Genomic DNA, 15026 nt, shown 5'->3' on the forward strand with positions numbered 1-15026 from the left:
TTAACAATGCAGATTAAAAATATGTTTGAAAAGCAGATTGACCGTGACATAAAAGGCGTTATTAAAGTAGGTCAGTCGGACGAAGAAAATATTTATCAGGAATTGGATGAGTATGTTGTTACGAAAGAGTTGTTAAAGCATTTTCGTGTTTTTTTTGAAAATTATGAAAAGGGTATAGACGGATATACAGATAAGATGGGGGTATGGATTTCCGGATTCTTTGGAAGTGGTAAATCACATTTTTTAAAGATTTTGTCCTATTTGTTAAAAAACAGCACAGTAGAAGGCAAAAGAGCCATTGAGTATTTTACCGGATGTGAGTCTGATGCAGGCATCAGACCCAAAATCGAAGATACTATGCTTATCGCAGAGATGACAAAAGCCGGAGAAACAGATTCAGATGTTGTGCTTTTTAATATTGATTCAAAGGGTTCTGCAAAAATTGGTTCCGGGAAAGAGGCTATTGTTGAAGTATTTATGAAGGTGTTCAATGAGATGCAGGGATATTGTGGTTCTGTTCCTTATCTTGCAGACTTTGAACGCCAGTTGGATGGTGAAGGCAGATTTGAGGAGTTTAAAGAAAAGTTTGAACAGATTGCCGGAGCACCATGGGAGAAGAAGAGACAGGCATTTGCCGTGATTCAGGACAAAGTTGTAAAGACACTTGTTGAAATGGATTTTATGAGTGAGGAGGCAGCACGAAACTGGTGCAAAAATGCAAAAGGCAATTATGACCTTAGTATTGAAAAGTTTGTGTCTTTGGTGCAGCAATATTGTGCAAAGAAAGGACCGAATCATCATGTGATTTTTTTAGTAGATGAGATTGGTCAGTATATTGCGGATGATACACAACTGATGCTTAATCTCCAGACAATTGTAGAAGACCTGGGAACTGCCTGCCGTGGAAAAGCATGGGTTATCGTAACAAGTCAGGAGGACATTGACTCTATCACCAAGACAAAAGGAAATGATTTTTCTAAGATTCAGGGACGATTTGATACAAGACTTTCATTATCGGCATCAAATGTGGATGAGGTTATTCGTAAGCGTGTACTTGCAAAGAATGATACAGCAGCACAGGCTCTCAGACTCCTCTATGAGCAGAAAGAGTCAATTATCAAGAATCTTATTACATTTACAGTGGATACGGCAGATAAAAAGCTGTATGCAGATAAAGCTGATTTTGCAGATTGCTATCCTTTTATTCCGTATCAGTTCAGTCTTTTAGGACAGGTGCTTACTGCCGTCAGAACACATGGTGCAAGTGGAAAACATCTGTCTGACCAGTCACGCTCTATGCTTGCATTGTTTCAGGAGTCGGCAATTAGAGTAATGGATAAAGAGGATGGAGTATTAGTCCCATTCAGCTATTTCTATAATCCATTACATAAGTTTATTGATCACCAGCATAGCCAGGTAATCTCAGATGCAGAGGATAACAGTAAACTGGATGAGTTTGATGTAGAGCTGTTGAAAGTTCTTTTTATGATTAAGTATGTCAAGGAAATCAAGGCAAATGCAGATAATCTCACTACACTTATGATTTCAAATATTGATGATGACAGAATTGAAGTTCGTTCTAAGATTGAGGAGTCATTAAAGAAACTGATTAAAGAGACGCTTGTACAGAAGAATGGTGAGATATACATTTTCCTGACAAATGAAGAGCAGGAAATCAACAATGCCATCAATAATGAGTCTGTAGAGATGGGAGAAATCATAGGAGAAGCTTCAACAGTTATATTTGAGGAAATCTATACGGAAAAAAAATATAGATATAGTAATAGATATATGTTTGCATTTAATCAGAAGGTGGATGATCGATTTTTCAAAAGTAATCAGTCTAACGATATCGGAGTGACAATTATAACACCTTATGGTGGGGATTATGCAGATTCTGCACTTCGTCTGCTCTCGGCACAGGAAAGCAGTATAATTGTGAAATTGCCAAATGACGGTACATTTCTTGATGAAATTACAGAATCAATAAAAATATATAAATTTCTTAATAAAAATGCTTCCGGTGCCAGAGGCAGCTTTGACAGCATCCGTAGGGCAAAAGAGGATGAGCGTATTGAAAAAAAGGATAGAATCAGAATCTTTATTGAGGATGCATTAAAGAATGCGGACATTTATGTAAATGGCGATAAGGCAGTCATTTCGGCTAAGGAGCCTGCGGCAAGGATCAACGAGGCACTTGGTAAGCTTGTAGCTATGAAATACAATAAGCTCACTTATATGGAGACAGCACCTGAACTGTCAGATATTAGTGCTATCTTTAAGCGTAGCGATGGTCAGATGAGTTTTCTTGGCACGAGTGATACAACACCGAATAAACTTGCATTAGAGGAGGTAGTGCAGGTAATTGGATTAAATAATGCCAGACATATGAAGACTTCTCTCAAATCATTACAGGATAAATTTGGTGCAGCACCTTATGGATTTGATACAAAAGATGTGCAGTGGCTTGTTGCAATGCTGTTCAAGCTGGGAAGGGTTTCTCTTACACTTAACAGCCGGAATCTTTCATTGCTTTCAACAAATCCTGATGAATTAGTCAGATACATTACAAAGCGTGAATATGTAGAAAAACTTTTAATTGATATTAGAGAGAGAGCGACTGACGGACAGATTCGTTCTGTCAAAGAAGTTATGAAGGATTACTTCGGATTCACGGTAACAAGCGATGATGATGATAAAATCATGAGCATTTTTAAGGATAGAGCAGAAGATAAAGTGGAAGTATATGATGACATTCTTGTAGAGTACCGAATTAATCCAAAATATCCTTGCAAGAGACTGATGGAAGATGCAAGAAACAGACTTGCAAAAATCCTTAATATAAATGAGGCAGCAGAGTTTTTTAAGACTGTAGATAAAAAGAGGGATGACTTGCTTGACGACGCAGAAGATACGGCACCTGTATTTGATTTCTTTAAGGGCGAACAGAGAAAGATTTTTGAAGAATCAGTAAAGAACCTTGCTTATTTTGAAAACAGTAAGACTTATGTAAGTGACCGGGAGCTGTTAAAAGTAGTTGAAGAGATAGAGGATGTTGTAAAGACCGGTAAGCCATTTGGTAAGATTCAGAGATTGCCGGAGTTGAACATGAAGTTTGAAGACCTTCACATGGGATTGCTTGAAAAAGAAGCTGCAATAATGGAACCGTTAGTACACGATGACTTTCTTAAAGTAAAAGAAGTATTGGATAGTAAACCTTTTGCAGAAGTGCTCCGTCACCGTATCAATCAAAGATTTGATGAAATACGGGAGAAACTTACAACATCCGGTGATATAGCTGCGATTAAGAATATCAGGCTGGAAAGCGATGCTCTTAAAATAAAGTGCCTGGATGAGATAGATGAATATGAGAGAGTGCATCAACCGGTATCAGAACCGCCTGTTACACCGGTAGTTTCCGGTAAAGAGCCGGTTAATGATGTTGAGACACCAATTAAAGTAAAGACGAAAAGACGCAAAAATATTTCCATCAGCAATGTGGCTGGGGCAAGAACATATTCGATTGAGACAGAGCAGGATATTGATAAATTCCTTGCTCAGATGAAGCAGAAACTGATGCAGGAGCTGGAAGAAGACACAATAATTACATTGAGCTAGAAGGAGGATTGTATAATGATTAAGTGTTTTACATTTGATAATTTCAAAAGCTTTGAGAAGGCTGAATTAAATCTTGAAGCACTGACAACTCTGATAGGAACAAATTCTTCTGGAAAAAGTAATGCTATAGAGGGAATTGCAATATTAGCAAAGGCAGCAACAGGAATTGAGTTAAATACAATATTGGATGGAACAAAGAGCACAGGAGCTGTAGTTCGTGGTGGCAGCCGGGGATGTGCAAGATTCAAAACCAATGCCTTTAAGCTAGGGTGCTTAATAGATTTAGATGAAACTAATGATTTACTATATGAAATAAAAATTGGAGTTGGAGATCGTATAGGAATTGAAGAAGAAGGATTATATATTGTAAAGAGTGATACATTTGGTCCAAAAACTAATAAAATATTTAAGACAAAAAAAGCGGAAACTGGTCGTGTTGAAATAAAAGTACAATATAATAACGGAATGAGAGGAAATGATCCAGATACAATTTGTACACGTTCTTCGGCAATTTTACCACAGATGGTAATTAAGATGGGAAGAAATACAAAGGAGGAAAAAACAATAATATCTTATATGGATAGAGTTATAAGTCATTTAAAGAATATTAGTATGTTAGACCCAGTTCCTTCAGTTATTCGTGATTATGTTCGTACATCAGATGTTGAACTGAGACAGAATTGCGATAATCTTTCAGCAGCATTAAATGAAATGTGCAAAGACGCATTAAAAAAGGATAGATTATTAGAATTCGTAAGAGAACTTCCAGAAAATGATGTAGAGGATATAGAATTTATCGAAACCAAGATAGGCGATGTGATTTTCGCATTGAGAGAAAGAAATCTTAATTCTACAGAGTTAGTAGATGCTCGGCAGTTATCGGATGGTACATTGCGTTGTATTGCGGTATTAACTGTAGCATTAATAGGAGAACCAGGCAGTTTGATAATGATTGAAGAGATAGATAATGGTATTCACCCGGCCTGTGTATATAAATTAATCGAACAATTAATTGCGATAGGAAAAGAAAGAAAAATCGATATTATTATTACTACTCACAATGCTACTCTTTTAAATTCATATAAAAAAGCTGAACTTTTAGGAGTTTCAGTTGTGTATCGGGATAAGGAGAGGGGAACAAGTAAAATAAAATCATTTGTTGATATTGAAGATTTTCCAGCTATGCTTGCATCAGGTGGATTGGGAAATGCAATGATTGATGATAGTTTGTTGAAATCTCTAAAGAGAACAAATGAAAAAAAAGACTATTCATGGCTGGGGGTATAGTAGATGAATATTAGATTTATAGATACATCTGTTATGATGAATTTGTTGGAAGTTCCGGGAAGATGCGCCGATTCACAGATGATAAAAGAAGAATTCAGGCAGGTATTAGATAATAAAGAGGTTCTGATTCTTCCAATAGCAACAATTATAGAAACAGGAAACCATATTGCACATATAAATAATGGAAACAGTAGACGAACTATAGCATCTAAGTTTGGAGAGTTTTTGAGGAAAACAGCAGAGGGAAAGGCTCCATGGCAGTTATATGGTATAGAATTAGACAAAGAAGGTCTCTTATATCTGGCAGACAATATAGTGGAGAATGCGATGCAACAGGTAGGTGTGGGAGATATGTCTATTATTCATGCATATGAGCAATATAAGTCTAATACTCCGGGAATTGGCAGAATAATGATATGGAGTACAGATAGACATCTGCAGGGATATATAGAGGAAAATGTATCAGAAACTACATACAGGAGACGAAGAAAATTGTAAACATAAACGATTAGTTTGGAGGATATAGCACATGAACAAAAATGCAATTAAGAAATTTGCAATAGATGCAAGAAATAAACTGATAGCATCTGTTACGGATAAAGCAGGTATGCTTGGAATCACACCGGATAATTGCAGTGAAGCAATCACAAAAGGTATTGATTTTGAAGTATATAAGACGGCAGCAGGAACAGAAGTAACACTTAACAAAAAACAGTGCGAGCAGAGAAGAAAACTGGTAGACCAGATTAATGCAAAAGGTTTTGAGGTAGTAGTGGAAGAAGTAGCATATACATGGTTTAATCGTATCTGTGCTATCCGATTTATGGAAGTTAATGACTATATGTATCCTGTAAGAGTTCGTGTGCTTTCTTCTGAAAAAAAATCCACTGTAAGTGGCTTAGTAAAGAATGAGCCAGATGTGGTGACAATGGCTCCGGATATTGACTGGGATTTCACGGATAAAGAGAGAGAAGAAATCATTGATGCCAAGATGAATAACAGGCTTGATGATTTATTCAGAATGCTGTTTATCAAGCAGTGTAATCTGCTTCATGAGGTACTACCGGGACTTTTTGAAGAGACAGAAGACTATACAGAAATGCTTCTTAACATCTCATTTACAAATGAAGATGATGTAATTCGTATGCTTGTAGATGGTATAGATGAAAAAGAATTTAATATCACTACTGTTGGTGAAGATGGCAAGGCAGCAGGACAGGTGGAAATCATCGGCTGGTTATATCAATATTATAATACAGAGCCTAAAAATAAGGCATTTGCAAAAAAAGGAAAAATCACAAAAGAGGAAGTTCCGGCAGTTACCCAGCTTTTTACTCCAGACTGGATTGTAAGATATATGGTAGAAAACAGCCTTGGTAGAATGTGGGTAGAAGGACATCCGGATGATGAACTGAAGAACAAATGGAAATATTATCTGGATGAGGCAGAGCAGGAAGAGGCTGTACAACAGGAACTTGATAAGATAAAGGCAGAATATGCGACATTAAAACCTGAAGATATAAAGCTCATTGATCCTTGTATGGGTTCCGGACATATTTTGGTGTATGCGTTTGATGTATTTATGCAGATATATGAAAATGTGGGATGGTCTCAGAGAGATGCAGCACAGAGCATTATCAAAAATAATATTTATGGACTTGATATAGATGACAGAGCAGCGCAGTTAAGCTATTTTGCAGTGCTGATGAAAGCAAGACAGTATGACAGGCGAATTCTGACGAGAGGAATAGAGCCTAATGTATATGCCGTGCAGGAGAGCAATGGCATCAATCGCAGTCAGCTTAAATATTTTGGTGAAAGACTGACAGAGGAAGAGAAACAGACCGCATTATTGCAAATGGACGGACTTCTTAATACATTAAATGATGCAAAGGAATATGGTTCTTTGCTTAATGTGGAAAGCTATGATTGGGAGCTGTTAGATAGATTTGTAGAGAGTAGCAATATTGAAGGTCAGATTTCTTTTGATACATATGGATTAGAAGAGACTGCAGAGAAGCTGAAGCGATTGATTAGAATTGGCAGGGTTATGGCGTGGAAGTATGAGGTAGTTGTTACTAATCCGCCATATGCTGGTACGAGTAATCTTAGTGCAAAAGTAAATAATTTTGTTAAGAAAAATTATCCTGATAGTAAGGCTGATTTATTTGCTGTGTTTATTGAGCGTTGCGGGGAGATGCTTAAGAAGAACGGGTATCAGGCGATGATAACACAGCATTCGTGGATGTTTTTGTCAAGTTATGAAAAGCTGCGTGTTAAGCTGCAACAAAAAACGATTATAAATATGGCACATTTAGGAGCTAGGGCTTTTGAGGAAATTGGGGGAGAGGTTGTACAGACCACGAGTTTTGTTTTTTTGAAAAAGCATGTGAATGCATACAAAGGGGTATATCAAAGGCTGATAGAGGAAAAGTCTGAGTACAGAAAAAAAGAGCGTTTTCTAAAAAAAACAAATTGCTTTTATTCTGTTCAGAGTGATTTCTTAAAGATACCAGGAAGACCTGTTGCATATTGGGTTAGCGATAAATTAATAGGAAAATTTAAGTACAAATCATTAGCAGAATATGCTGAGACAAGAAGGGGGTTACAGACTGGAAATTCACCGAGATTTGTAAGAAATTGGTATGAAGTATCTATAGATAATATGGATTTATCATTGAATGATAAATGCAAAGAATCATCAAAAAGGTGGTTTTTATTTAATAGTGGTGGATCATTTAGAAAATGGTATGGAAATATAGTTAATATAGTTAATTGGTGGCATGAGGGAGAAGATATTAAGGCAACTGGAAAAGCAATTATTCCATCTGAAGATAAGTATTTTCAAGAGATTGTTAGTTGGAATAAAATATCATCAGGAAATATTTCAGTACGATATCAACCAAGTGGTATTATTCCAGGCGATGCAAGCCCTTTTTTGCATACGATGAATAAAAATGTATTATTTTATTCAATGGCATTAATGAATAGCAAAATAGCTGGAGAAATGATTCAGGTTTTAAGTCCAACATTGAATTTTGAAGTGGGCAATATAGCAAAAATTCCTATGATTATCAAAGAGGAAGAAAAGGTATTATCATACACTAAAAAATGCATACAAATATCAAAGAATGATTGGGATTCATTTGAAACCTCATGGAATTATAAACAACATCCGTTAATATCTGTGATCTCTCAGAATAGAGCATTATTTGATGATACATCAGGCATTGATTTAGCAGAATGTTACTCATGCTGGGAAGATGAGTGCAACGAGCGTTTCAATCATCTCAAGGTCAATGAGGAGGAGTTAAATCGCATTTTTATTGATATTTACGGTTTACAAGATGAACTTACACCAGAGGTAGAAGATAAAGATGTTACAGTCCGCAAAGCAGACTTACAGCGAGATATTAAGAGCCTGATTTCTTATGCTGTTGGCTGTATGTTTGGACGCTATTCAATTTATGAAGATGGTTTGATGTATGCCGGAGGGGAATGGGATTATAACAAGTACGAAAATGCCGCATGGCGTGCTGATGGAAAAACGGAAACTCTTAAATTTTATCAGAATACTTGCTTTATGCCGGATGAAGATAATATTATTCCAATCACAGATGAAGAATATTTCTCGGATGATATTGTTTCAAGATTTTGTGAATGGATAAAGATTGTATATGGTGAGAAATCATTGGAGAAAAATCTCAATTTTATAGCAAAAGCACTTGGTAACAAAGGAAATACAAGCAGAGAAGTAATCAGAAATTATTTTTTAAATAATTTTTTTAAGGATCATTGTAATACTTATTCTGTTACGGGTTCCGGTAAGCGACCTATCTACTGGCTTTTTGATAGTGGTAAGCAAAATGGATTTAAAGCACTTATCTATATGCACCGATATGATGCTGACACAGTCGGCAGAGTGAGAACAGATTATCTTCATAAGGCACAGAAGTATGTGGAAAATGCAATGCAGAGTGCACAATATACGATTGACAATGCTAAATCTGCATCAGAAAAATCAAAAGCTACAAAAGCAGTAACAAAGTACACAAAGCAGTTTGCAGAGATGAAGATATATGATGAAGCAATTGCTCATGTTGCTAATCAGAGGATAGAGATTGATCTGGATGATGGCGTAAAGGTAAATTATGCAAAATTCCAGGGTGTGGAAGTCGCTCAGGAAGGTAAGAAAACATTGAAAGTCGATTTGTTGGCGAAGATATAGGTAATATTGTTTTAAAAGATATATAGATTAAAGGTGGTGCATATTAGACATGATAAGTCGTAACACAGATAATTTTACAGGATTTGTAATTCAAGATGAAGAGAAAATATATTTTCATGCACAGGATAAAGTGTTTAATTTTATAACAAAGGGAGTGGGTATATTTGCTGAGTTCTCAGAAAGTGTAATGAAATCGCCAGATTATTTTTTACATGGGTATTCAACGGATGGTTATCAGATTGCTTTATATACTGGGTATGATGAAAGGATAATATCGTCAAACTATAAATTACGACCAGGAATTTATCTTGTGAGTACAGCTAATTTGTGTAGCTATGATATGTCTAAAATGCAAGCAATAGAGTTTATTGGTGGAACTCTTAACAATTTGTATCAGCAACCCCAAATCGTTACAAAATATGACAAAGAAAGGAAGTACTATATTAAAACTTATCCTGAATTTAAGAAAGAGTATTCTGTAAGAATAAATGGTATTGAATGCAAGTTTATTTTGAAAAATATACCATCAAAGAATAATCCATCAATCATGAACTTGATTGCGAGATATGAATTTCCAAAGGAAATGCCTATAAAAACCATAAGACTTACCTATAATGTTTTAATGAAAATATGCAGGTTTATGACAAATAGAGAAAATGTCGGATTCGATGAGGTGTGTCTCTATCAGATTGATGACAAAACAGGTAAGTGGTTTAAATTTGCTGATGGATTCCTAGATTACCAGTATGATAAGTTTACAGAAAAGAAATATCAACAGAATATTTTATTTGATGATGTTGATGAATGCATAGCTAATTTACACTCTGTAATGTCTGCCGATACTGAGGGAAAGGCAACCTATTTATTTGATTTTTATGCAGATAACGATAAGGATTATAGCATATTGTCTAATGATAAGATTAAAAGTATATGTTCATCTATTGAATGTGAATTAGATTTTGTAACGGATCTTAAAGATGATGAAAATAATAATTTGACAGATTTAATTAAAAATGTGAAAACGGTAATTAAACAGCATAAAAAGTCAGATAAAAAATTAGAAGACAAAACTTATGATATGATTTTTAGCAGTATATCTCATTGGGGGATGGCTAATAGTAGAAAGATACATTTGCTTTATAAAAGACAAGATTATTATATGAAAATACTCAAAGAAAAAGCTCAATTATCATGTACAGAAGAAGATATTGCGACATTTGTAAAATATAGGAATGATATTACACATGGAAGATATAGGACATTAGATTCGGTGGTTGCTGAGACAGCATATACTTTGATGGCATTAGCATATTGTTGTTTCTTACTTAGAATAGGAATAAAAGACGATAAACTGAAATTTTTATTTGAAAGCAATAGAATTGCGTCTTGAGTAATTTATGAAATATTCAAGTCATAAGCAGGAGGATTTTATTATAAATGAAACAGAAAATATTAAATGAATTGAACCTTGGCGAAAATCATGAGCGAGAATGTAAGCTGGAAACGGGTGGAGCTCCTGAGAACATATGGGAAACATATTCTTCTTTTGCTAGATATTGGTGGCTACCTACTGGATATAAATATCCGATAAGTATCTGGTAGTGGTCACTTAGTATTCATCTACTGGATACTTATCACTGATTGAATAAAATAATTTGTACAGACCATCTGCACAAACTGATTAGAGGGTGAAAAATAAATGAAATTAAAAAAAATAAGAATCACAAATTATAGATGTTTCAAAGAAGCAGAGATTGACTTTGATAATCATACAACATTAATTGTCGGGAAGAATGGAGCAGGTAAGACTGCAATATTAGATGCAGTTGCAGTTGCAGTCAGTACATTTTTACTTGGAATTGATGGTGGAGTTAGCAGAAGCATTTCAAAAGATGATGCCAGATATGAGTTCCATGATCTTGATGGTACAGTTGATCCGCAGCATCAGTTTCCTGTAAGTATTGAAAGTACAGGTGACTGTCTGGACAACCATGATATGAAATGGGTGCGTTCTCTTAATTCTGAAAGTGGAAATACAACAGTCAAAGAAGCAAAAGAATTAACTAATATATCAAAGGATGTACAAAAGAGAATTATGACAGGAGACAAGTCATTAATTCTTCCGTTGATATCTTATTATGGTACAGGTCGCTTATATGCACAGAAGAAAGAGAAGAAAAACATGAAATCACTGACTGAATTTAAACGTCAGGTTGGTTATGTGGATTGTATGGTAGCGGAATCCAATGAAAAGCTGATGCTTAATTGGTTTCAGATTCAGACATTAAAAAGTCTTCAAAAGCAGCAACGGACAGGTAAGGTGGAAAAGCCTTTATTGTTGAGGACAGTTGAAGCAGCTATTTGCAAATGTTTTGAGAGAATTAGCAGCTCAAAAAATGCCAGCATCGTATTTGATCTTGATACACATAGATTGGTTTTGAATTTTGAGAGTTCAGATGGCAGTTTACAGAAATTTGCAATGGATGAAATGAGTGATGGTTATAAAAATACACTCAGCATGATTGGAGATATTGCATATCGTATGGCTGTATTGAATCCAATGCTTGGAGATAAAGTGTTAGAAGAGACATCTGGAGTTGTCGTGATTGATGAGATAGACTTACATTTGCATCCACAGTGGCAGCAGACAATTATAAGCGATTTAAATACTATTTTCCCAAAATTACAATTTATTGTCAGCTCACACGCACCGGCAGTAATTAATTCAGTTAGAAAAGAACAGATTCGCATTTTGGACAATGGAAAAATCTATATGCCGGCAGCACAAACCTATGGAAGAGATGCAAATTCTATATTAAGAGAAGTGATGAAGGTATCTGAGCGTCCAGCAGACATCAAGCGGCGTATGGACTTATTCTATGCATATATGGATGAAAATAATTATGAAGAAGCAGATAAGCTTTTGACAGAGATTGAGGCAATCGTTGGAACATCAGATCCTGATATTGCAGCAGCAAGAACATCGCTTGATTTAGAAAAGATACTGGGAGAATAGCATATGATAGTTGTGAGAAGAGGAAAAGAACCAAACAGTCTATTACAATTTCGTAAGCAGTATCCGTATGCAGAGTATGAGGATACACCGTCATATGTACTTAAGGATATTAGAGAGCAGATGTGGGAAGAACAAAAGCATTTGTGTGCATATTGTATGAGAAAAATTGACAGCCCAGGTGTAGAAAGAATTGAGCATTGCAGACCAAGACATCCGCATGATGAAGTGGAGCATGATAAGAAAGCAACTTTAGATTATAAATGGATGCTTGGTGTATGCTATGGTAACAGCCTGACTAAAGGTGTAAATCAAGAGGATACAACTTGCGATGCTCATAGAGGAAACACAGAACTTACGATAAATCCATTTGATGAATTGTCGGTCAGAAAGATAAAGTATAAAGCAGATGGAAGTATTTATTCAGATGATGCGGATATCAACAAGGATATTACAGAAACTCTGAATTTAAACTGTGAAGCGGTCTCTCTTCCCGAAACTCGTAAAAGAGTTTTGATGGAAGAAAAATGCAGAATTATGAAAAAATGCAAAGGAAAATCTCAAGATGCATTTATACATGAATTAGAGCGTACATATGAAAGTCTGGTACAGGAACGAAATTTGACACCATATTGTGGAATAATTATTTCATGGCTTGAAAGCAAATTGAAGAAATAATGATTGGACAATTACATTTTGGCTTATCGAACACTTATTAACATAGGTTGAATAAAAATAATTTGTGCAGCTCATCTGCACAAATGGACTAGAGGGTGAAACAAAAGTAAGAACGCGATTTTTCTTTGGTCAAAATAAAAAAAGGTTTTTGATAACAAACAGTTTGTCGAAATTATGGTGGTGTGGTAGACTTACATATGATGAACAAAGGAAAGATCCATTTGAATTGACAAAATATCTCATTGATGATTATGCTACTAAAATGTTGATTATATTTTCTAATAATTATATAAGTAATCATGATATTACTGTAGGACTGTTTTCAGCGTTAAAATATCTTGAAGATATCGGATATAAAATAAAAGGAAAAAACCATAGAGATGTATATTATGAAGTAACTAAGTATCTAAATGTTTTGGGTGGGACATACATATTAGCTTATTTTACATCAGAAGAATTAGAACAAAAGATTATAAAATATATGATGTCAATTAAAGGGGTAATTTGTACAGAGTAGAAATATAGTTGACGATATTATAAGTTATGTAGATAGTGTGTCATAATTAGAGATGGGAGTAAATAAATGGATTTATAAAATATACAATTGAGATTCATCTGAATAATGATGATGGCGTAAAGGTAAATTATGCAAAATTCCAGGGTGTGGAAGTCGCTCAGTAAGGTAAGAAAACATTGAAAGTTGATTTGTTGGCGAAGCTTTAATGTGAAAGGAGAACAAATATTATGAATTTACAAAACAAATTAATAAAATTATACAATGAAATTGATGAGTTAAAAAATAAAAGTAGTTCTAAAGATAGCGATTTTAAAGCATGGAGAACTGATGTACAATTATGTCTTTCTAGTCTTTATGGTGAAAAGAGCATTCAACTTAAAAATTTTAATAATCGATTATTTTCACCAATAGTAAGTGTGACAGGTACTGATCTTCATGGACCATATGTACAGGATTTGGAGACTACAAAGAAAGAGTTTGAAAGATATATTGGTGATTTTGAGGATGAAAACTCAAATGCCAATGTGGAAAAGAACGGTCTATTAAATAATAAGGTGTTTGTTGTTCATGGACATGATGGTGAGCTAAAAGAAAAGGTCGCGAGAAGATTAGAGCAACAAGATATTGAAGCGATAATCTTAAGTGAACAGGTGAATCGAGGAAGAACTATTATTGAAAAAATAGAAGCATATTCAGATGTACATATAGCAATCGCATTATTTACACAAGATGATATCGGAGCCGCTAAGGAAGAAAAAGAAAATCAAAAATATAGAGCTAGGCAGAATGTTGTTTTTGAAGCAGGCTATTTTATGGGATATTTAGGGAGAGAGAATGTAATTTTGATTGCGGATGAAAATGTAGAAATTCCAGGTGATTTATCAGGAATGGTATATACAACAAAAGATAATTGGGAACTTGAAATGTTAAAGGAACTTAATGCAGCAGGAATGAAAATTGATATGAATAAACTTCTTGGTTAAATAATATGAAGAATTATTTGCAAGGGTACAGGTCTATGAAGCTATTGTTTTAAGTCAGGTAGATTGTCTGCATAATTAGGAAGGAGACATAAAATATGTTGCAAATTATATCCGGTAAATTTTTTGGAAATGGTGAAATAGTACATAATGAATGTAATGGAATTTTATATTCTAATGTCACCTTTCATGCGATGCACCCTATCGAATATGGAAATATTAAAATAAATACAGTGGATTGGAATCCAGGATATCCTTGTTATGTTATGTCATATGATAATTGCATTGAACACATCCCTAAAACAAGTATTCTTGTAAAAACAGGGGATAATGTTGTAATTGAACAGTTAAAATACATTCTATCATTTTCATTAAATGCAATATTTGATGAAAATGAGTCAAAGGTAGAAGAACTTTGTAGACGAGGAAATGTAAATGTTCAAGATAATTATATATCCTCTTATGTGGCAGAAACATTTGAAATGAATCGAAACTTTACTAGAGAAAACTGGGAATATAGCATACAGTTTTATGAGAAGATGATGCATTTGACTCGTGATGAATATAAGGTAGAGATGGGAGTAAATAAATGGATTTATAAAATATACAATTGAGATTCATCTGAATAATGATGATGGCGTAAAGGTAAATTATGCGAAATTCCAGGGTGTGGAAGTCGCTCAGGAAGGTAAGAAAACATTGAAA

The 15026-nt window shown here is 34.7% G+C and carries 11 protein-coding genes; all 11 read left to right on the top strand.

Annotated features, from left to right (window positions below; all coding sequences use genetic code 11):
- The first annotated feature begins 6 nt into the window (after positions 1–6).
- The 11 genes from brxC to DW721_RS03935 all read left to right on the top strand — a co-directional run bounded on the left by brxC (position 7) and on the right by DW721_RS03935 (position 14935).
- Positions 7–3618 carry a BREX system P-loop protein BrxC gene (gene brxC, locus DW721_RS03885; protein ID WP_118744885.1) on the top strand — a complete coding sequence of 1204 codons (3612 nt, stop codon included), beginning with the start codon at positions 7–9 and terminating at the stop codon, positions 3616–3618.
- Positions 3619–3633: 15 nt separating this feature from the next.
- Positions 3634–4905, top strand: coding sequence for an ATP-binding protein (locus tag DW721_RS03890; RefSeq protein ID WP_118744886.1), 1272 nt, complete (start codon positions 3634–3636; stop codon positions 4903–4905).
- A 3-nt stretch (positions 4906–4908) separates the two neighbouring features.
- Complete coding sequence (locus tag DW721_RS03895; protein WP_118744887.1) at positions 4909–5403, top strand: hypothetical protein; 495 nt, start codon at positions 4909–4911, stop codon at positions 5401–5403.
- A 31-nt stretch (positions 5404–5434) separates the two neighbouring features.
- Positions 5435–9133, top strand: a complete 3699-nt coding sequence (gene pglX, locus DW721_RS03900) for a BREX-1 system adenine-specific DNA-methyltransferase PglX (protein WP_118744888.1) — start codon at positions 5435–5437, stop codon at positions 9131–9133.
- Between the two features lie 49 nt (positions 9134–9182).
- Positions 9183–10523 carry a hypothetical protein gene (locus DW721_RS03905; RefSeq protein WP_118744889.1) on the top strand — a complete coding sequence of 447 codons (1341 nt, stop codon included), beginning with the start codon at positions 9183–9185 and terminating at the stop codon, positions 10521–10523.
- A 47-nt stretch (positions 10524–10570) separates the two neighbouring features.
- A complete protein-coding gene (locus DW721_RS03910) occupies positions 10571–10735 on the top strand; it encodes an ATP-binding protein (RefSeq protein ID WP_118744890.1) in 165 nt (54 codons plus the stop codon).
- Between the two features lie 97 nt (positions 10736–10832).
- Entirely contained in the window at positions 10833–12149 is a 1317-nt protein-coding gene (locus DW721_RS03915) for an AAA family ATPase (protein ID WP_118744891.1), read from the top strand.
- Between the two features lie 3 nt (positions 12150–12152).
- On the top strand, positions 12153–12824 hold the full coding sequence (locus tag DW721_RS03920) for a hypothetical protein (RefSeq protein ID WP_118744892.1): 672 nt from the start codon (positions 12153–12155) through the stop codon (positions 12822–12824).
- Between the two features lie 64 nt (positions 12825–12888).
- Positions 12889–13341 (top strand): DUF6339 family protein, encoded by a 453-nt coding sequence (locus DW721_RS03925; RefSeq protein ID WP_118744893.1) that lies wholly within the window; start codon positions 12889–12891, stop codon positions 13339–13341.
- 227 nt (positions 13342–13568) lie between these two features.
- Positions 13569–14324, top strand: coding sequence for a nucleotide-binding protein (locus tag DW721_RS03930; RefSeq protein WP_118744894.1), 756 nt, complete (start codon positions 13569–13571; stop codon positions 14322–14324).
- A gap of 95 nt (positions 14325–14419) precedes the next feature.
- Positions 14420–14935, top strand: coding sequence for a hypothetical protein (locus DW721_RS03935; protein ID WP_118744895.1), 516 nt, complete (start codon positions 14420–14422; stop codon positions 14933–14935).
- Positions 14936–15026: the final 91 nt, after the last annotated feature.

The organism is Clostridium sp. AM27-31LB, assembly GCF_003480745.1.
GTDB lineage: Bacteria > Bacillota > Clostridia > Lachnospirales > Lachnospiraceae > Butyribacter > Butyribacter intestini.